Below are 19,485 nucleotides of genomic sequence, written 5' to 3'. Positions count from 1 at the left end.
GGAAACGGTTATGAAAAAGACAATGACAGGGGCCGAGTGGAAACAGCTTCTCCGCACCCGCAAGATGCTCGTCCCGATGATCGCAATCCTGTTCATCCCGGTGCTCTATGCAGGGATGTTTTTATGGGCGTTCTGGGACCCCTATGCGAATATGGACGCACTGCCGGTTGCAGTCGTCAACATGGATGAGGGCGCGGACTTCGAGGGGACGCATCTCGCACTCGGTGATGATCTCGTCGACAAGCTGACGGACAGCAAACAGTTCGATTTCAAAGGAATTTCGGAAGCGGAAGCCCGTAAAGGATTGAACGACCAGGACTACTATATGACGATCGAAATCCCGGATAACTTCTCGGAGCACGCAACAACGCTCCTGGATGACACACCGGAGAAATTGGCACTCATCTACAAACCGAACGAAGGGTTCAACTTCTTATCCGCCCAGATCGGTGAGACCGCCATGGATCGTATCAAAGCGGAAGTGAACGAGAAAGTGTCATCCACGTATGCGGAGCAGCTGTTCGACTCCATCAAGGAGATGGGCGACGGATTCGGCGAAGCGGCGGACGGTGCCGGCAAACTGCATGATGGGTCCGGCAAGCTCGTGTCCGGGACGGATGATCTGAAAGGGTACCTGGAACAGCTCGCATCGAGCACGGTAACCTTGGCGGACGGTTCCGACCGGCTGAAGAAAGGCGTCGCGGAAGCTGCAAACGGTGCTTCTTCACTGAATGCCGGACTCGGAACCCTCGTTTCTGGTGTCGGTGAACTGCAGAGCGGTTCACAGAAAGCAGCCGCAGGCGCGAACGATCTGAAGAGCGGAATCGCCCAGTATACGCAGGGTGTCGAAAAACTTGCCGGCAGCTATCAGCAGATCGGTGCAAAAGAGAAGGAGTTCGGGGCAGGCGTCGCGAACCTTGCGGAGAAATCCGGGTCGCTGAACGCAGCAGCCGGTCAGCTGACAGGGGGTGCCCAGCAGGTGAACGCCGGCATCTCCCAGCTGTCCGATCAGCTCGCACCGATTCTCGCGCAGCTTCCTGAAGAGCAGCAGGCCGCGCTGAACGGTGCGCTCGGCCAGCTCCAGGCGGGCAGCGCGCAAGTGGCAGGCGGACTTGGGGAATTATCTTCGGGGACAGCCGCGCTGCGGTCCGGCGCCAGGGAACTGAACGGAGCAGCCGGGCAGCTCGCAGGGGCGCACGCGCAGGCACTGGCAGGTGTGAACGAACTGAACAGTAAATCCGGCCAGCTTCTTGCGGGGGCTTCATCGCTTGCAGACGGCAACAATGCATTGAGCGCCGGGGCAGGCAGACTTGCGGATGGCGCGGCTTCCGCCAAGGAAGGATCCGGTCAGCTCGTCAACGGTCTGACGGCGCTGACCGAAGGGACGAAGACACTGACGGACGGCACGGGAACCCTTGCGTCCAAATCACGTGATCTTGCGGATGGATCGGCAGCACTTGCCGATGGTGCCAAGGAACTGAACGAAGGAACCGGCACACTGCAGGAAAAGCTTACAGAAGCGAACGAGACGGCCTCTGAAGTCAAGCCGACAGACAAGACATACGAAATGGCGGCCGCGCCGGTTGATGTCGAAAAAGATGCGGTCAATGAAGTGCCGAACTACGGAACCGGCTTTGCGCCGTACTTCCTGTCACTCGGCCTGTTCGTCGGCGCCCTCCTGCTGTCAATCGTTTTCCCGCTCGTCGAACCGGCAATCCCGCCGACCGGCCCGTTCCGCTGGTTCACGAGTAAAGTGACGGTGCTCGCGACGGTCGGTCTCATCCAGGCATTGATTGCCGTAGGGATCATCAAATACGGGCTCGGCATGGAAACGGTCGATACGCCGATGTTCGTTCTGACCGCAGTCATTACGAGCTACACGTTCATCGCACTGGTGCAGCTGTTCGTTTCGGTATTCAGTGATGCCGGACGGTTCCTCGCGATCCTCGTGCTCATCATGCAGCTCGTGACAAGTGCCGGGACATTCCCGCTGGAGCTGATTCCGGAGCCGTTGCAGGTGTTCAATAAATTCCTGCCGATGACGTATTCGGTGCAGGCGTTCAAAGCATCGATCTCAACTGGGGATATGGCTCATCTGTGGGCCTCGAACGGCGTGCTCCTCGGCTTCATGGCCGTATGCCTCGCACTGACAGCCGGCTATTTCGCCCTGCTGTTCAGCAAACGGTATTCGAAACAGGAAATTGCGGAAGCCTGATGTGGATAAATATGAAATACCGGCAGCGCACATTGCGTCTGCCGGTATTTTTGTGGATAGCATACGAGTTATTCAGAAGTTTTGCAGAAGTTATCACCGGAATGAGGAAAAGATATCCACCGAAATCGGGTGTAACTTTAGTTATCCACATAACAAGTAGATCTTGATCGCTTTAAAGCCCTTCATTATCACATTCCTTTAAGGTTTAAGAGATAGCATACGCTGGCAAGCACTATTGGACAGAACCTGCGGTGTATCGGACAGTTTGCGGAGGATATCCGCCATTTCACGGGTGATATCGGACAGAACCTGTGAAGTATCGGACGTTTCGCCGAATTTATCGGCATCTGGGCACAATTCAAAGGATGATTGGTGCTCACTCCGTTCGTTTTGTGTGGGACTTCGCTCGCACATGCGCGGCGAAGCAGCGGATACGCGCGCGGCGAAAAAATACGCGCGACGGAAGGGGAGATATGCGCGGGCAGGCACCAGATACGCGCGGCCAGAGGCGAAATACGCGTGCGACGGAAAATACGCGCGGCAGGAGAGGAGATACGCGCGGACGGGAAGCAAATACGCGCGCGGCGAAAAATACGCGCGGCAAGAGGGGAGATACGCGCGGGCAGGAAGCGAATACGCGCACGACGAAAAAATGCCCTGCGGAACAATTCCGCAGGGCGTGTGGGCCGTGATTATGAGCCGACGTAGTCGCCGCCGTCGACGTGGATCGTCTGGCCGGTCATGTAGCTGGCATCATCGGAGGCGAGGAACACGTAGGCCGGTGCGTTTTCGGCCGGTTCACCACGCCGTTTCATCGGCGTGTCGCTGCCGTGGGCCTCCACTGTCTTTGCGTCGAATGTCGACGGGATGAGCGGTGTCCAGATCGGGCCCGGTGCCACTGCATTCACGCGGATCTTCTTCTCCGCGAGGTTGAGCGCGAGGGAGCGTGTGAATGTCGTGATCGCCCCTTTGGTCGCCGAATAATCGAGCAGTCCCGGGGATCCGTTATAGGCGGTCACGGATGACGTATTCACGATCGATGCGCCTTCTTTCAAGTGAGGGAGTGCGGCGCGCGTCAAGAAGAACAGTCCGAAGAAGTTCGTGTCGAACGTTTCCCGGAGCTGGTCGCCTGAAATATCGAGCAGCGATTTCTGCGGGAACTGTTTTCCTGCATTGTTGACCAGCACATCAAGACCGCCGAACTCTTTGACGACATCCTCGATAAGCGTCTCGCAGTTTTCCTCGTCACTGATATCGATGCGCCTCTTCCATGCTTTCCCGCCATACTGCTCGATCAGTTTGACCGTCTTGTCGGCATCGACGTCTTCGTCCTCGCTCAGATAGGCGATGGCGACATCCGCCCCTTCTTTCGCGAACGCAACGGCCACGGCACGTCCGATTCCGCTGTCACCGCCGCTGATCAGCGCTTTTTTCCCTTTCAGCTTTCCGGAACCTTTGTAGTTTTCATCGTCGTAGATCGGCTGGGGTGACATCTCTTCTTCGACACCGGGCTGCTGTTCCTGCGTCTGGGGTTTCACCTGTTCATCGATCTTTTCATATTTGTTCTCAGACATAGGTTGAATCCTCCTTACCGATTTTCTATCTAATCAGAGTATTCCCGTCTGTCCGCCTTGCAAACACTGGCTCGTTTTGCATAGACTAAGAGAAGGACATACAACTGACAGAATTTCAGGATGGAGGCGGGACGGATGGAAACGAAACAAACACGCTGGCAGCGTCTGCAGCTGCCATTCGCGTCAGTCATCTGGCTGGGTAGTGCATCTCTGCTGATCGGGCTCCAGCTGCAGGCGGACCAGGCTGTCATTGCAATTGTGCTGACGGTCTGTGCGGTGCTTTTCTTCCTGGTCACGGACAGGACGGCCTTTTTCTTCTATATTCTGTTCACCCTCATGACAGTTTTCTATTTCCTGTACCGGGCCTTCCTGGATGGCTGGTCACCCGGTGAACAGGCGGCGGGCATCGGGCTCCATTTCCTGTTCCTGCTTCACCTGTTCGCGCTCTATAGCGTGGCGAAATACGTCTATTCGTACCGTCTGGAAAACAGGGAACTGAAGCAGCGGGTGGAGGAACTCCGGGAATTCATCTCCGAGCAGGGCGTACTGACGAAACGGGAGTTCGAGAAACAGGCATCGTTGGTGTTATCGTCCATGGAACGGCACCGGGAACCGGGCTATATCGTGACTGCGGATCTGTCGGCACTGCGAAGAGCTGCCCGGAAGCAGGCGATGGCGGCAAGCGGTGCCGCCATCTACGGGACGCTCCGGAAACACTATGATCTCGTCGGCCAGCTGGATGGCAGCACGATCGTCTTCCTGCTGCAGAATATCGGTGACGAGGGCTATGCTGTCGTCGAACAGCGGCTGCAAGAAGCGATGCTGCGCCAGCTCGAACCAGACGCGTTCAAGCAGATCGGCTGGGAGACCCGGAAGATAGAAGGGCAGCGGACACTCGATGAACTGCTGGTGATTCCATGAACAGACGTCTGATCATCCTGCTGACGACCGCCTTCCTGTTCATCGTTTTGCTGGTTGTCGCGGCTGTGTTCAACGTAAAGCTGCTGCTGTTCTTCACGACGGCGCTGTTCCTGCTGCTGCTCGGGTATTACTCCATGCTGACGATTGCGGGTCTCTACAACCGGCTGAAGGGGCAGGAGATTCCGGAGCTCGCCGAGTATCCAAGTGTCGATATACTGATTCCTGCGCATAACGAAGGGGTCGTCATCCAGGACACAATCGAAGCGATGACCCGGCTGAACTATCCAGGCAATCTGCAGATCTACGTACTGAACGACAATTCGTCCGATGAAACCGGAGACATCGCCGAGGACTTCGCGGCTACATTCACCAACGTCCATCATATACTCGTGCCGCCCGGCGAACCGAAAGGGAAGTCCAGGGTGCTCAACTATGGATTGAGCATTTCCGGCGGGACCTACTACTGCGTATACGATGCCGACAATCAGCCGGATCCGGAAGCGCTCGTCAAGCTTGTCGCCGTAGCCGAAAGCAATCCGAAGTCTGCCGGCGCGGTCGGCTATGTCCGGACGGTCAACGAGCAGGCGAACTGGCTGACACGGATGATCTCGATCGAGTTCCAGGTGTTCCAGCTGCTCATGCAGTCGGGCCGCTGGCAGCTGTTCAAGACCGGCTCGCTGACGGGGACCAACATGCTTGTCCGGCGGTCCGTCATCGAGGAACTCGGCGGGTATGATCCGTATGCGATCGCAGAAGATGCAGAACTGACGCTGCGGATCACGAAAGCGGGCTACTACCTGCCGATCGTCCCGGACTCCATTACGTGGGAACAGGAACCGGAAACGCTCGGCGTCTATTTGAAACAGCGGACCCGCTGGCTGCAGGGGAACCTGTACATCGTCGAGAAGACGCTGACGGAACCCGGTTATTTCAAAGGCAAGCTGCTCGTCCATTCCATCCATCAGCTGCTCGTCTATGTCGTGTTTTGGCTGTTTCTCGTCATCTCGTATATCTGGTTCATCCTAGGCCTGCTCGATATTTTCTACATCGAATACACCTACCCGCTGCTGTTCATCTGGTATCTGGCGTACATCGTCTACACGACGCAGCTGTTCGCAGCGCAAGCGACACAGCGGACATTCACACCGCTCAATGTGTTCATCAGCGTCATCATGTATTTCACGTATGCGCAGCTGTTTTCGTACCTGTTCGTTCGGAGTCTCATTCTGTATGTCAAGGCCAAAAAGAACCGGCAGATCATCGGCTGGGACAAAACGGAACGCTTCAAACAGAAGTGAACACAAAGAAAGAGCGCTGCCCGCAGGCAGTGCTCTTTCCTTAGTTGCGGATATGCAGCTTCTCTGCAGGAACAGGCGCACCGATATAGTATCCCTGGACCGCATCGATCCCCATCGAGACGAGCAGGTCGAACTGGGCCTGCGTCTCGACGCCTTCCGCAATCGTGTACAGGCCCATCGTCTTGCTGAACTGGATCATCCCTTCGACGAGCTGCTGCGTCTTCGGATGACTCACGAGGCTGTTCATGTACACTTTGTCGATCTTCACTTTGGAGATCGGCAAGTACTGCATGTAGCGGAACGAGGCGTAGCCGGTCCCGAAATCATCGAGGATGAAGTTCACACCGGCATCCTGCAGTTCCTTCATCTGCTGGATGATGGACTGTTCCTCTTCGGCCCGGAAGGCGAATTTTTCGGTGATCTCGAGTTCCAGCTGGCCCGGCCGGCATCCTTCAGTCTGCAGGATGCTGAGCATGTTTTCCTTCATAGGATGGTTCGAGAATTCGCGCACCGACGTGTTGACAGACACATGCGGGCTGCCTTCCTGTTCCTCAAGCCTCACGGCAAGACGGGCTGCTTCCGACAGGACATATTCGCCGATATTGGCGATCAGGCCATTCGATTCGGCGATCGGGATCAGTTCATCCGGCGAGACAGTGCCGAGTTCCTCATCCTCCCAGCGGACAAGTGCTTCGTAGACCTTGACCTGCTTTGACGCCACATCGTACTGGGGCTGGAACGCGACTTCGAGCGCCTTGTGATCGAGCGCTGTCAGCAGTTTCCGGTTGATGAGCGACCGGCGGTTCAGCACTTTGTGCGACGTTGCCGACAGGGACACGATCTTGCCGCCGCCCTGCTTCCGCACTTCGTCGAGCGTCATCACTGCCGCTTCGAGCAGGGTGACGTAGCTTTTCTGGTCTTCCGGATACCGGACGATGCCCCCGCTGATCGACAGCGGCAGCGCTTCACTTCCGATATAGAGCGGCTGCTGTTCCAGGAAGTCGAGGAAGCCCTGGACGTACCAGTCCCCGAACGGTGTCAGTATGACGAACTGGCTGCTGCCGATGCGTGCGATCGGATTGTCCTGGAAATAGCGCTTCATGCGGTTTGCGAATGCCTGTGTGAGTTCCGTTTCATCCGTCCCGTTCTGCAGCTCTTTCAATGTGTAATAATGATCGATGGACAGGTAGACGAAGGAGAAGCTCTTCTCTTCCCGGATCATGTCATTGACAAGCGATTCCAGTTTGTGGCGGCTCATGAGACCGGTTTCGATATCGATGAAAGCAATCTGCTCGAGCCGCTCTTTCAGCCGGATGTCTTCCGTGATGTCGAGTTCGAGGAACAGCGCACGCGCCAGACTGCCGTCCTCCTCCATCGACGGCACGGCCAGCATGTTCGTGAAGTACGGTTCGCCGGTCCGTTTCTGTTTCTGTGCCGTGCCGAACCAGGTTTTCCCCGATTGCAGCTGTGTCCATATGTGGTGGATCGTGTTCTGCGCTTTTTCGTCTTCATCGAACAGCTGCCAGATCGTTTTCCCAAGAACCCGCTTCGGAGTCCAATTGCTTACATTCAGAAAGTTTTTATTTACAGAAAGTACGAGACCTTCCGCATCTGTTTGGGTTACCATATAGTAATGATCGAGACTGTGCCGGACGTCAGGCATATCCAGATCATGCTGTTCGTGTAAGGTGGTCATGGAAGTTCCCCTTTCAACTAGTTCATAAGACCAGTATAGACCAAAACCTTGAACTTTTCACCTATATTATGAAATTTATACAAGCACATAGATAGAATCATATCAACGAGGAAACGAAGGTGAATGGATGGAACGGGTAAAAGGACTTGCAATGATTATAAGCGGGGCCGCTTTATGGGGACTTTCCGGGCCAATGATGGAATGGATACTGGAGAACAGCGGGATGTCGGTCTCGTTCCTGCTAACGAACCGGCTGCTGATCGCAGGCCTATTGCTAATTACCTATTTAAAACTGAAGGGCAAACCGGTGATGCGACCTTGGCGGCAGAAAGTATGGGCCCGTCAGATGGTCATTTTCGGGGTGCTCGGAATGCTTGGCGTCCAGTTCGCCTTCACATCCGCAATCAGCGAAAGCAACGCGGTGATTGCGACGCTGTTCCAGTTCCTGTCGCCGATCTATGTCATCCTTTTCGTGTCGGTGCGTCAGCGGTTCGTTCCGCCGCTCGCTCAGATTGCGGGGATGCTCGTCACGCTCGGGGGACTGTTCCTGCTGCTGACGAACGGGTCGCTGTCTGGCTTCAGTCTCACGCCGGCAGCGGTCTTCTGGGGGGTTGCCGTCGGGTTCGCCTTTACATTCTATACGCTGTACCCGGTCCGTCTCATGCAGGAATGGGGGGTTCTGCTGTCGATCGGCTGGGCGATGGTCGCCGGTGGAGCGGCGTTGTTTGTGATGAACCCGCTGCGCCTGTTCAGGGAGTTCCACTATCTGCTTGATTGGAAAGTTGCACTCATGCTCCTTGGCGTCATTATCGTCGGTACAGTGGCCTTCCTGCTGTTCCTCGGCAGCATGAAGTACATTTCCCCGATTGAAACGAGCATTCTCTCGAGTTTCGAGCCGCTGACGGCGATGATCGTATCGGTCACGTGGCTCGGTGCTGTCCTCGGTATGTGGCAGCTCGGCGGTGCTATCATCATGCTGCTCGGTGTGACTGGTATCTCGATTGCCGGAGGGAAAGCGAAAGAGGAGACAGCATGAAAGCACGGGAGACCATGGCGGATGCCAGTGGTCTCCCGTTTTTTCATGCTCATTTTGTTCCTCAGGCAGCTCAGCGGTTTCCGCTCTGCCCTCTCCATTGACACGGCCAGGGATCCCGTCCTGGCAGTCTAGCATTCGTGCATCAGACAATTCAGTTCATTCACTATACACTGACTTCCCATTATGGCATACTAAGGACTACTAACTAATTCGTTTAACGAAACAATTCAGGAAGGACGATGGACGTGAAAACAGTATTCTCCTATGCAAGGCCTTATAAATGGCCGATCCTCATCGCGATCTCCATGATGCTCGTGGAACTGGCCGTCGAACTGGTGCAGCCGCTGCTGATCGCGAAAATCATCGATGACGGCATTACAGCAGGGGACCGGGAGACGATCATCGTGTTCGGCGGGTTCATGCTCGGATTGGCATTGCTCGCATTCGCCGCAGGTATCACGAACTCGTTCTTCGCCGCACACGCAGCGCAGGCGTTCGGCTTCGATATCCGCCAGGCGCTGTTCCGCAGGATCCAGTCGTTCTCCATGGCCACATTCCTGCGCTTCCCGTCGTCCTCGCTTATCACACGGCTGACGAGTGACGTAACGATGGCGCAGAATATCTTGTTCATGGGTGTGCGGTTTCTGCTGCGTGCACCGCTTCTCGTAGTCGGAAGTCTTATCATGGCAATGATCGTCAATGTGAAACTGGCAGGATTCCTCGTGATCGGCGTCCCGTTCCTCACCGTGTTCCTGTTCGTCATGGCCAGGAAAGGGGTCGTCTATTTCGCGAATGTACAGCGCCGGCTGGACCGGGTCAACCGTGTCATCCAGGAGAACCTGCAGGCAGTCCGGCTCATCAAGGCTTACCTCCGCGGTGCCTATGAAGGCAGCCGGTTCGCGAAAACGGCCGATCTGTTGCGGAAAGATACCGTCAAGGCGTTCCGAATGATGGAACTGATCATGCCGGTCCTGCTGCTGATCATGAACGGCAGCCTCATGCTCGTCCTCTGGTTCGGCGTCGGCACCGTGCGCGCCGGCAATGCACAAGTCGGGGAAATTGTCGCGATCGTCAACTACGCATTCCGGATCACCGGCGGCTTCTCGATGTTCTCCTTCATGATCATCGCGTTTTCACGCGCGCAAGCGTCTTCAACGCGGATGGAAGAAGTCCTTCTGGCCACTGACGATCAAGAAGAGACGGCTGACCGGCAGGGGGCCGGTGCGGACGTGAAGCAAGGCGCCCTGACATTCGACCATGTCTCCTTCCATTATCCGGGGCATGAGGAGGACGTGCTCAAAGACGTCTCCTTCGACATCCAGCCGGGCCAGAAGATCGCTGTGATGGGGGCGACCGGTTCCGGGAAATCGACGATGCTCAACCTCATTCCCCGGATCTTCACCGCAACGTCCGGGCGCATCCTGCTCGACGGAAAGGATATCCGCGACTGGCCGCTGGAGGAACTGCGAAATGCGATCGGCCTCGTGCCGCAGCAGTCCGTCCTCTTCACGGGAACAATCCGTGAAAATCTGGCGTGGGGGGATCCGGAGGCGCGGGCGGACGAACTGGAAGCGGCAGCTGAAAAGGCGCAGATCCACTCGTCGATCCTGCGGTTCCCGACAAATTACGATACGCGTGTCGGGCAGAAGGGGGTCAACCTGTCGGGCGGCCAGAAGCAGCGCCTGTCCATTGCACGGGCGCTCGTCCGCAAACCGGCAGTCCTGCTGCTGGATGACAGTACGAGTGCGCTCGATGTGAAGACGGAGAACGCCCTCTGGGAAGCGCTCGAAGATGAGCGTGCCACGATGATCGTCATCACCCAGAAGATCCATACGGCTCAAGGGGCGGATAAGATCCTGCTGCTGGATGAAGGGGAGGTCTCGGCCTACGGCACGCACGACGAACTGATGGAGCAGTCGGCGCTCTACCGCAAGATCGCCGGATCCCAACTGGATGAGGAGGTGGAGGACAGTGGTCAAAAGCATAAAGAAACCCTTCGGTTACGAACCGATTCTTGAGAAGGATGACTTGAAGAAAGGGGCGAAACGGCCGCGTGAGGAAGTCGGTGACTGGAAGAAAGCGCTTCTCAACATCTGGCGGATTGTCGACGAGCAGCGCGGACTGCTGATCACGGTGCTCGCACTCGTCCTCGTCAGTTCGGGGCTGACACTGCTCGGACCGTTCCTGATCGGAAAGACGATCGATAACTTCATCATCCCGATGAAAACCGCAGGCCTCAGTAAGCAGATCGGTCTGTTGCTCGCGATCTATGCAGGGGCATCCCTGTCCATGTATTTCCAGAACTTCTGGATGGTCGGCATCGCCCAGAACACCGTCTACAAGCTGCGGGCCGGGTTGTTCAATCATCTGCAGCAGCTGCCCGTCTCGTTTTTCGACAGACGCCAGCACGGAGAACTGATGAGCCGGATGACGAATGATATCGAAAACATCAGCCAGACGCTGAACTCATCGTTCATACAAGTGTTCTCGAGTATCCTGACACTCGGCGGGACACTCGCGGTCATGCTGTACCTGAGTCCGTTCCTGACACTGATGACGATGATCATCGTACCGATCATGTTCATCGCCATGCGCTGGATCACCCGCCGTACCGGCATCCTGTTCAAGCAGCAGCAGCGGGCGATCGGGGAGATGAACGGCATGATCGAAGAAACGATTTCCGGACAGCGGATCGTCAAGGCATTCTCCCAGGAAGAGCGCATGAAAGAGGAATTCGCCGAGAAGAGCGGCAAGCTCCGGAACACCGCGTTCTGGGCACTGACGTATTCGGGGTTCATTCCCAAAGTGATGAACATGCTGAACAACCTGGGCTTCGCCATTGTCGCGGGGATCGGCGGTCTCCTCGCATTGCGCGGGGACGGTATCGTGACCGTCGGGACAATTGTGATCTTCGCGGAGTATGCCCGTCAGTTCACACGCCCGCTCAATGATCTCGCGAACCAGTTCAATACGGTCCTGTCGGCGATCGCGGGGGCGGAGCGCGTCTTTTCGATCATGAACGAAGCACCGGAGCAGGACGCGGCGGAAGGGAACGGGGACATCCGGCTGAAGGGGGACGTGGAGTTCGATCATGTGTCGTTCGGCTATGCATCGGAAACGGACGGCTATACGATCGATGACGTCTCGCTGCACGTCCGGGAAGGGGAGACTGCGGCGCTGCTCGGTGCGACAGGCGCCGGCAAGACGACGATCGTCCAGCTGATCGCCCGTTTCTATGAAACGAACAAAGGGACGATCCGCATCGACGGCATTCCGATCGATGAGCTGCCGCGGACTGTCCTCCGCAGCCAGACGGCATTCGTGCTCCAGGATCCATTCCTGTTCGAGGCGACGGTCCGGGAGAACATCCGCTATGGCCGGCTCGACGCCACGGATGAAGAGATCGAAGCGGCCGCGAAGAAGGCGAATGCGCACGAGTTCATCGAGCGGCTGGAAGAAGGGTATGACACGCTGCTGACAGCGGACGGAAGCGAGATTTCCCAAGGGCAGAAACAGCTGCTGTCAATCGCCCGGGCATTCGTCGCGGATCCTGTCATTCTGCTGCTCGACGAAGCGACAAGCAGCATCGACACCGTCACCGAGCTCGAAATCCAGGCGGCGCTCGAGACGCTCATGGAAGGACGTACCAGCTTCGTCATTGCACACCGTCTGAACACGGTGAAGAAAGCGGACACAATCTACGTGCTTGATCAGGGCAGGCTCATTGAATCAGGCAGCCAGCAGGAGCTGATCGCGCAAGAAGGTGTGTACTATAACATGCTTATGCAGTCGAAGTTATAGCATAGTGGAGGGACGGCAGCTGCCGTCCCTTTTATATTTGCGCGCAGAGCTCACGTTGGGTGCGGATCTTGCATGGGTGACAGGGGATGTGTGAAGTTATGAGCGCTCTCGGGACGGTTATGATCACTTCGGGAGATTTGTGAGCAGAAAACCGGAGTTTATGATCACTTTTGCGGGTTTATGAGCGGAAACTGGATTTTATGATCACATTTGCAGATTTATGAGCGGAAATCCATTCTTATGATCACTTCCAAAGATTTATGAACGCGGCCCATGGGATGGACCGCAGGGCAAACTAAAAACCACCGGCTCCGGTGGTTTTCAGCAGGGAATTATTTTTCATCCTGGAAATTCAATTTCTTGCCGTCGTCAAACTCGACATTCAAGTCGAACTTGGAGTACTCATCGATCTGGTAGTAGTCGAGGATCTTGTCGCGCGCTTCTTCACCGGACATGTTGCTCTCCAGGTTCGTATCGATGAACAGCTTATCGAGCTCATCCATGGCTTCTTGGCCCTTCAGGTCGATGTTGTTCTGCTCATTCTGATATTCGGGATCGAAATCTTTTTCCACCTTGTATTCCGCGTCGACCGCATCTTCACCATTCACGTCGATTTCAAGATCAAAGACATTGAAACCGTAACCGTCGCCGGTGTCCCGGTCGCCGCCTTCTTTTTCATCTGTCGTCACGATGTCCGCTTCATCCCGGTTGTCCTTGTCGGCGTCCTTGCTGAAATTCCCGCATCCGCCGGTAAAGAGAACACCCGCGAACAGGGCTGTTCCGACTGTCATCATTTTCTTCACCGTCTCACGTCCTTTCCGGATAAGCTCGATTGTCTGTTTGTACTACTCTACCTGTTTTCCATCGAATTTAAACAGTCAGGACCGAACTCACCACTTGGCTGTGAACGCCTCACAAGAGCCGAGCAGCCGGCGGATCGGGAGGCGTTCTCCGGAGTCCAGCTTGACAGACCCGTTGAAGTAGCCGAACACTTGCGTAAAGTCCGCCCGGATGCTCCGTCTTCGTGCTTCTGCTGTGCGTTCGAAAAACGGGGTGAAGGTCAGGTCGACACAATCGGTGAATTTAGTGTGGATTGTCCACCGGTCTTTCATGCGTTCCGGATTCCAGGAAAAAATGACATCTTCGTGGATTTTGGTCATGCTGCCATCCACGATGACCGCATTCTCTGTCAGCCCCGTTCCATCGGACCATTGGCCGCCGAGGTTGAGGCCGATACGGCGCCCGCCGGACCGCTGTGACGCCATCCCCCATTGCCAGTCCGTACTCTTCGGCCAGATACCTCGCGTACAGTTATACACCGTGAAGCTGTAATCGGGATTGAATTCGTATCGTTTATCACCGATCTGGAGGATTCCGGAAGTCGGCAGAATATGGTGCTTTGCGGTGAATTGGAACACACTGCGGTTTTTCGGAACGACCACATTGACAGACTCATCGTCCGCCGGATGGCTGATATGGAAGTCTGCATGCAGGGGTTCATTGTCAAAATCGGAAATGGAAACGGACAGATGGCTTTTCCGGTTTTCCTGGATGACATGGAGCGACAGGCGGCTGTCTTCGAACTTCATGCTCGACAGAACATCTTCCGGCATCTTGACGTGGCGGGCGAATGGCAGGGCGACCCGCTTTTCGAAGAAGCGCTCCGTCTCGTAGTCCAGGAAGTAGATGAGGCAGACGGCGCCGATATCGAAGTGGGCCACCGTCGCTGTGAAGAGCACTTCCTCCCCATAGACTGTCCACGTATTCCATTTTTTCTTATTGGGGAACTGCCCCCTCAGATTGCTCCGGACGATCGGCTGCGATGCATACCCGATCGCTTCGGGGTTCAGCAGCCCTTTCGTGTCACAAAGCAGGACCGGTGATGTCAATTCTCGTTCTGCATGCTGCATAAGCCGTCCTCCTGACAGTTGTCTTTTCGCACAGTTCTTGGTATACTTTCAATTGTAGCAGATTGGTACGGAATTATCGTCAATGAAACGTGTCCGTCACCAACTCCATACGGGGCATTAGTTCAGCGGGAGAATACTTCGCTGGCAGCGAAGGGGTCACCGGTTCGAATCCGGTATGCTCCATACGAATTAGGGGAAAGCGTCCGCATTGTGCGGGCGTTTTTTTGCGGCATGAACTGCCCGTGACCGGCATAGTCTCTTCCGAGGAGGCGAAACGATGTATGACCGTGAAGCGGCCGTCCGGTATGCAGATCGCTGGTGGAATTCACGCAATCCTGCATATCCGTCGTTCGATGATGATTGCACGAATTATACTTCACAGTGCCTGCGGGCAGGCGGGGCACCGATGCACGGCAGTCCGGCGCGGGACCGCGGCTGGTGGATGACCGGCGGGAACTGGAGTTTCAGCTGGTCTGTCGCACACTCACTGCGCTGGTATCTGGCCGGATCGAAACGGGGACTGACGGCAAGGCAGGTCGGGTCCGCTGAAGAGCTGCAGCTCGGTGATGTCATTTTGTATGATTTCCAGGGGGACGGCAGGTTCGATCACTCGACGATCGTCACTGCGAAAGACGGGGCTTCCCCTCTTGTGAATGCCCATACGTACAACGCTAAGCACCGCAGCTGGGATTACAAAGACTCCTATGCATACCGTCCGGAAGCGAAATACATCTTCTTTCACATCAACGACGAGTTTTCATGAGATGCTGAATTCGACGGTTGGCAAGTATTGAACACCATTATGTTGTATACTGGAATGTATCAACTGCAAAAGGAGATACATTCATGGACGAACAAGCATTATCTGTAAGAGACGCAATCACATCCCGCCGCTCCATCAAGAACTTCAATGGGCAGCCGGTGGAACAGAGCGAGATTACGGACATTCTGGAAGATGCCGTCTGGGCGCCCAATCATGGAAACCGAAATCCATGGCGATTTGTCCTCGCTGCAGAAGACACATACGAACGATTTCTTGACGTCCTTCGTGAATTCGGTGTACCTAAGTGGAAAGAGCTGGACGACGAAACGCTGGATAAACAGATGAGCAAATTTTCGAAGGCGAGCGCAGCGCTGTTCGTCATCGTACCGGAAGACGCGCGTCAGAAACAGCGGCACGAAGACTTCGCAGCCGCAAGCACGCTGATTCAGAACGTCCAATTGCTGGCGTGGGACAAAGGCATCGGCACCTGCTGGAAAACGCCGGGCTTCCTGGATGACCCGAAATTCCGTGAGCGCCTCGGCGTACAGCGGGGGGAGCGGATCATCAGCATGCTGCAGTTCGGCCATTTCGACGAGCTGCCGAAAGCGAAACCGCGTACGCCGGTGGAAGACCTGGTCACCTATTGGCAGGAAAACACAGCAGAATGATCAAAAGCCCCTTTCTTCTCGGAGAACGGGGCTTTTTTTGCGAAAAATTTTAGCGGCTGTCCTTGAAATGTGTCCGGATGCCGATAAATTCGGCGGAGTGTCCGATACTTGCGATGAAGTGTCCGATACTTTCCGCGATCTGTCCGATACCCCACGCCAACTGTCCGATACATCGCCCGAACTGTCCGATACCGCTCTGGAGGAGGGCTGACTTGTGCGTTTCTTCGCGCCATGAAGCCGTCCGGGACTTTTGAGAGCCACCGCGCCCGCGACGGGGCTGACAGGAAATGAGCGGAGCGAACACCAGCCATGCTCTTGAATTGTGCCCGGATGCCGATAAATTCGGCGAAGTGTCCGATACTTGCGATGAAGTGTCCGATACTTTCCGCGATTTGTCCGATATCTCCCGCCAACTGTCCGATACATCGCCCGAACTGTCCGATACCGCCCCCGCCCCCCAAACGCTCCCTGCCACACGAAAAACCCCCGGCACACAGTATGCCGGGGGGCTGTCTCATCAGATTCAGATCTTCAGCTGATCCTTCGTCAGGCCTGACAGTTCCCCGTAATAATTGCCGAGGACACGCAATCCTTTGTCGAAGTTTTCGAGCGTCAGATGTTCGTTCGGTCCGTGCAGATTCTCGGTTTCAAGACCGAAGCCCATGAGGACAACGGGGAGCCCGAGGATTTCATCGAAATCAGCTACGATCGGAATCGATCCGCCGCCGCGTGTGTAGACTGTCGGGACATTGTACACCTTTTCGTACGACCGGCTCGCTGCTTCGAGTGCCGGGTGATCGAACGGTGTGATGTATGGAAGTCCCTGGTCGAACGGAGTTACCGTGACAGTCACGCCCTCCGGCTTATGTGCTTCGATGTGGGCCTTCAGCTTATTGACGATCTCACCCGGCGTCTGGTCCGGTACGAGACGGCATGTGATCTTCGCGCCGGCTTCGGACGGCAGCACGGTTTTGATGCCTTCCCCGCTGAATCCGCCGAAGACACCGTTCACTTCGAGTGTCGGCCGGGCCGATGTGCGCTCGAGGAACGAGTACCCCGGTTCGCCGAACAGCTCGGGGACATCGAGTTCCTTGCGCTGTTCGTCTTCATCGAAATTCAGATCCTTGTAAGCCTGCCGCTCTTCATCGCTCAGCGGGCGCACATTCTCATAGAAGCCGTCGACCGTGATTGTGCCTTCCTTGTCGTGGAAGGAGGCAATGATTTCCGCGATGGCATGGATCGGGTTCGCCACGCCGCCGCCGAACGTGCCGGAGTGCAGGTCGCTTTTCGCGCCTTTGACATCGATCTGGATACCGCTCAGACCGCGGAGTGCGTAACAGATCGCCGGCTGGCCGGGTGCATAGAGCGCCGTATCGGAAATGACGATTGCGTCCGCTGCGAGCTTGTCCTGGTGGTCTTTGATGAAGGACACGAGGTTCGGACTGCCGACTTCCTCTTCCCCTTCGATGATGAATTTCAAGTTGACAGGGAGTTCCCCGTCGAGCTGCATGAGCGCCTCGGCCGCCTTCACGTGCATGAAGGCCTGCCCTTTGTCATCCGTCGCGCCGCGTGCATAGAGCTTGCCGTCACGTTCTTCAGGTGCGAACGGTTCGCTGTCCCATAAATTCAGCGGATCGACCGGCTGTACATCATAGTGACCATAGACGAGGATCGTCGGCTTGCCTTCCGCATGCAGCCAGTCCGCATATACGGCAGGGTGCCCGCCGGTCGGTTCGATCGAGACGTTCTCGAGGCCGGCCTGCTTCAGCGATTCCGCCAGCCACTCAGCGGCTTTTTTCATGTCCCCCTGATGTTCGGACAGGGCGCTGATGCTCGGGATGCTCAGAAATTCCTTCAGCTGGTTCAGGTGTGTGTCCCGGTTCTTTTCGAAGTACTCATTCAATTGATCCATAGTTGCCATGGAAATCCCCTCATTTCGATTAAATTCACCGCTAAGCGGGAAGAACAGAAATAACTTCCGCGACTGGCCCGGTCTGCTGCCGCACTCGCACAGCTTTCCCGGTCAGCCGGGGCAGTATGTGTGAAGCGGAACTTATTTCTTAAGTATAGCAGAGTTTCAGGGAATTCTAAAAAGAGCAGACTTCCGGCACCGCCCGGACACCCCTCATATGCTATACTGTTCCAACAGCTTGGAAAACCTTCATACATAAGCAGGAAAGCGTTTTGCGGCTATGCAACCTGGCGGCCGGAATGCACGTCAGTACTGTATCCCAAAACAAACCAGGAAACTTACCGGGAGGAATCGCTCTTGTTCATCGCACTTGCCTTCTTTTTAGTGATGTCATTTTTCTTATCAGGAAGTGAAACTGCACTTACAGCTGTCAACCGGATGAGAATCCAGATGCGGGCAGAGCAAGGGGATCCGAAAGCCATCCGTCTCCGCGCACTCATTTCGAAGCCGGACCGGATGATCACCGCCATCCTGATCGGCAATAATATCGCCAATATCATGATGCCGACTATCGTCACGAAGATCGCCATTGACAAAGGGTGGCCGCTCGGACTTTTGACAGGGACTCTGACAGTCGTCCTCATCATTTTCGGTGAAGTGCTGCCGAAGACGATTGCCGCCACATTCGCGGAAACGCTCGCCTACACAGTGGCTCCCGTCATCCGGCTGCTCGTCAAGCTGCTGACACCGCTCACATACTTGCTTGCGCTGTTCACGAACCTTTTCATCCGCATCCTTTCGAAAGGGAAAGTGAAGGAAGCGACGCTGACAAAAGAGGACTTGCGTTCAATGGTCGACATCGCGTCGACGGAAGGGACGTTCCAGCACGAGGAATCCGAGCGGCTCAAAGGAGTGCTCGATTTCCCGGAGAAGGATGTGCTGGATGTCATGGGCACGCACCGGACCGACGTCGTTGCGCTGCCGCTCGAATCGACGTATGAAGAAGTGCGCGGCACGGTGCTCGAATACTTCTACACCCGCTACCCGATCTATGAGGAGAGCATCGACAAGATCATCGGTGTGTTCTATTCCAAGCGGCTGATCGAATGGTCCATGGATCCTGACTTGCCGTTTGATGAAATGATCGACCGCGATCCGCTGTTCGTCGTCCAGACGGCAAGTGTCGAGAAAGTGTTCAAGATGATGCTGGCCCACAAAAAGCATATGGCGATCGTGCTGGATGAATACGGCGGCACTCTCGGCGTTGTCACACATGAAGACATCATCGAGGAGATGATCGGCCAGGAGATCGAAGATGAGACCGACGAGGCGGAAGACGCCATGGTCTATGAGCATACGGAAGATACGCTCGTCTGCCAGGGCCGGCTTGAAATCGAGGAAGCCGTTGCCCTGCTCGGCATCGACCTGCCGACAGAGAATGAAACGATCGGCGGCTTCGCCTTCCAGGAGCTGGACCATGTGCCCGATCCGGGCGAGCGGTTCACCTATGGGCCGCTGCTGTTCGAGATCGAGGAGATGGACCGCAACCGGATCGTCCGCCTGAAAATCACACGGCGTCCTGACGAAGTCGTGGAAGATGAAACGTAAATTGCGCAACCTTACACGTTTGTAAGATAGCTGAAAGAAAGACCGATAGTTCGTCCCCGGGTTCTGGTGCATACTGTATGTAA

At 55.8% G+C, this 19,485-nt stretch carries 15 protein-coding genes and 1 tRNA gene; 11 read left to right on the top strand and 5 right to left on the bottom strand.

Features of this window, described 5'->3' with window-relative positions; translation table 11 throughout:
• Positions 1-10: 10 nt before the first annotated feature.
• Complete coding sequence (locus BN1190_RS14160; RefSeq protein WP_244898721.1) at positions 11-2,215, top strand: YhgE/Pip domain-containing protein; 2,205 nt, start codon at positions 11-13, stop codon at positions 2,213-2,215.
• A 692-nt stretch (positions 2,216-2,907) separates the two neighbouring features.
• On the opposite strand, the gene BN1190_RS14155 is transcribed toward BN1190_RS14160, so the two are convergent.
• Positions 2,908-3,789 carry an SDR family oxidoreductase gene (locus BN1190_RS14155; RefSeq protein ID WP_040287631.1) on the bottom strand — a complete coding sequence of 294 codons (882 nt, stop codon included), beginning with the start codon at positions 3,787-3,789 and terminating at the stop codon, positions 2,908-2,910.
• 135 nt (positions 3,790-3,924) lie between these two features.
• Between BN1190_RS14155 and BN1190_RS14150 the strand changes: the two genes are divergently transcribed.
• Together BN1190_RS14150 and BN1190_RS14145 are read left to right on the top strand one after the other, a co-directional pair.
• Positions 3,925-4,710 carry a hypothetical protein gene (locus BN1190_RS14150; protein ID WP_040287630.1) on the top strand — a complete coding sequence of 262 codons (786 nt, stop codon included), beginning with the start codon at positions 3,925-3,927 and terminating at the stop codon, positions 4,708-4,710.
• A complete protein-coding gene (locus BN1190_RS14145; RefSeq protein ID WP_040287629.1) occupies positions 4,707-6,008 on the top strand; it encodes a glycosyltransferase family 2 protein in 1,302 nt (433 codons plus the stop codon). Before BN1190_RS14150 ends, BN1190_RS14145 begins: the two co-directional genes overlap by 4 nt.
• Before the next feature lie 40 nt (positions 6,009-6,048).
• Here BN1190_RS14145 and BN1190_RS14140 read toward each other — a convergent pair whose 3' ends face one another.
• A complete protein-coding gene (locus BN1190_RS14140; protein WP_040287628.1) occupies positions 6,049-7,704 on the bottom strand; it encodes a sensor domain-containing protein in 1,656 nt (551 codons plus the stop codon).
• A gap of 127 nt (positions 7,705-7,831) precedes the next feature.
• Between BN1190_RS14140 and BN1190_RS14135 the strand changes: the two genes are divergently transcribed.
• The 3 genes from BN1190_RS14135 (at position 7,832) to BN1190_RS14125 (ending at position 12,541) form a co-directional block, all read left to right on the top strand.
• Positions 7,832-8,740: an EamA family transporter gene (locus BN1190_RS14135; RefSeq protein WP_040287627.1), complete on the top strand. Its 909-nt coding sequence runs from the start codon at positions 7,832-7,834 to the stop codon at positions 8,738-8,740.
• A 245-nt stretch (positions 8,741-8,985) separates the two neighbouring features.
• Positions 8,986-10,758 carry an ABC transporter ATP-binding protein gene (locus BN1190_RS14130; protein ID WP_052461918.1) on the top strand — a complete coding sequence of 591 codons (1,773 nt, stop codon included), beginning with the start codon at positions 8,986-8,988 and terminating at the stop codon, positions 10,756-10,758.
• Entirely contained in the window at positions 10,712-12,541 is a 1,830-nt protein-coding gene (locus tag BN1190_RS14125; protein ID WP_244898720.1) for an ABC transporter ATP-binding protein, read from the top strand. Before BN1190_RS14130 ends, BN1190_RS14125 begins: the two co-directional genes overlap by 47 nt.
• Positions 12,542-12,873: 332 nt before the next feature.
• On the opposite strand, the gene BN1190_RS14120 is transcribed toward BN1190_RS14125, so the two are convergent.
• Together BN1190_RS14120 and BN1190_RS14115 are read right to left on the bottom strand one after the other, a co-directional pair.
• Positions 12,874-13,335: a YusW family protein gene (locus BN1190_RS14120; protein WP_244898739.1), complete on the bottom strand. Its 462-nt coding sequence runs from the start codon at positions 13,333-13,335 to the stop codon at positions 12,874-12,876.
• 96 nt (positions 13,336-13,431) lie between these two features.
• On the bottom strand, positions 13,432-14,451 hold the full coding sequence (locus BN1190_RS14115; RefSeq protein WP_040287624.1) for a DUF2804 domain-containing protein: 1,020 nt from the start codon (positions 14,449-14,451) through the stop codon (positions 13,432-13,434).
• Positions 14,452-14,562: 111 nt separating this feature from the next.
• On the opposite strand from BN1190_RS14115, the gene BN1190_RS14110 reads away from it, so the two are divergent.
• The 4 genes from BN1190_RS14110 (at position 14,563) to BN1190_RS15125 (ending at position 16,093) form a co-directional block, all read left to right on the top strand.
• Positions 14,563-14,634, top strand: a tRNA-Ala gene (locus BN1190_RS14110).
• Between the two features lie 94 nt (positions 14,635-14,728).
• The gene (locus tag BN1190_RS14105) at positions 14,729-15,214 is read left to right on the top strand and encodes an amidase domain-containing protein (protein WP_040287623.1); all 486 of its coding nucleotides are present in this window, start codon (positions 14,729-14,731) and stop codon (positions 15,212-15,214) included.
• Positions 15,215-15,297: 83 nt separating this feature from the next.
• A complete protein-coding gene (locus BN1190_RS14100; RefSeq protein ID WP_040287622.1) occupies positions 15,298-15,882 on the top strand; it encodes a nitroreductase family protein in 585 nt (194 codons plus the stop codon).
• Positions 15,883-15,919: 37 nt separating this feature from the next.
• A complete protein-coding gene (locus BN1190_RS15125; RefSeq protein WP_179860802.1) occupies positions 15,920-16,093 on the top strand; it encodes a hypothetical protein in 174 nt (57 codons plus the stop codon).
• Between the two features lie 312 nt (positions 16,094-16,405).
• Here the strand turns inward: BN1190_RS15125 and BN1190_RS14090 are convergent, their stop codons facing one another.
• The gene (locus BN1190_RS14090; RefSeq protein ID WP_040287620.1) at positions 16,406-17,803 is read right to left on the bottom strand and encodes a dipeptidase; all 1,398 of its coding nucleotides are present in this window, start codon (positions 17,801-17,803) and stop codon (positions 16,406-16,408) included.
• 348 nt (positions 17,804-18,151) lie between these two features.
• Here BN1190_RS14090 and BN1190_RS14085 point away from each other — a divergent pair, with 348 nt between their 5' ends.
• On the top strand, positions 18,152-19,402 hold the full coding sequence (locus BN1190_RS14085; RefSeq protein WP_040287619.1) for a hemolysin family protein: 1,251 nt from the start codon (positions 18,152-18,154) through the stop codon (positions 19,400-19,402).
• Positions 19,403-19,485: the final 83 nt, after the last annotated feature.

Origin of the sequence: Sporosarcina koreensis (assembly GCF_000826145.2) — a bacterium.
In the GTDB taxonomy this organism is placed as follows: domain Bacteria; phylum Bacillota; class Bacilli; order Bacillales_A; family Planococcaceae; genus Sporosarcina; species Sporosarcina trichiuri.
The sequence above is the reverse complement of the archived record's forward strand: the minus strand, read 5'-3'. Positions and strand labels throughout refer to the sequence as shown.

Excerpts from the sequence above, each read along its gene's own strand:
- BN1190_RS14150 (WP_040287630.1), top strand. The coding sequence starts at position 3,925 with ATGGAAACGAAACAAACACGCTGGCAGCGTCTGCAGCTGCCATTCGCG.
- BN1190_RS14145 (WP_040287629.1), top strand. The coding sequence starts at position 4,707 with ATGAACAGACGTCTGATCATCCTGCTGACGACCGCCTTCCTGTTCATC.
- BN1190_RS14090 (WP_040287620.1), bottom strand. The coding sequence starts at position 17,803 with ATGGCAACTATGGATCAATTGAATGAGTACTTCGAAAAGAACCGGGAC.
- BN1190_RS14115 (WP_040287624.1), bottom strand. The coding sequence starts at position 14,451 with ATGCAGCATGCAGAACGAGAATTGACATCACCGGTCCTGCTTTGTGAC.
- BN1190_RS14120 (WP_244898739.1), bottom strand. The coding sequence starts at position 13,335 with ATGATGACAGTCGGAACAGCCCTGTTCGCGGGTGTTCTCTTTACCGGC.
- BN1190_RS14155 (WP_040287631.1), bottom strand. The coding sequence starts at position 3,789 with ATGTCTGAGAACAAATATGAAAAGATCGATGAACAGGTGAAACCCCAG.
- BN1190_RS14140 (WP_040287628.1), bottom strand. The coding sequence starts at position 7,704 with ATGACCACCTTACACGAACAGCATGATCTGGATATGCCTGACGTCCGG.
- BN1190_RS14135 (WP_040287627.1), top strand. The coding sequence starts at position 7,832 with ATGGAACGGGTAAAAGGACTTGCAATGATTATAAGCGGGGCCGCTTTA.
- BN1190_RS14160 (WP_244898721.1), top strand. The coding sequence starts at position 11 with ATGAAAAAGACAATGACAGGGGCCGAGTGGAAACAGCTTCTCCGCACC.
- BN1190_RS14105 (WP_040287623.1), top strand. The coding sequence starts at position 14,729 with ATGTATGACCGTGAAGCGGCCGTCCGGTATGCAGATCGCTGGTGGAAT.
- BN1190_RS14100 (WP_040287622.1), top strand. The coding sequence starts at position 15,298 with ATGGACGAACAAGCATTATCTGTAAGAGACGCAATCACATCCCGCCGC.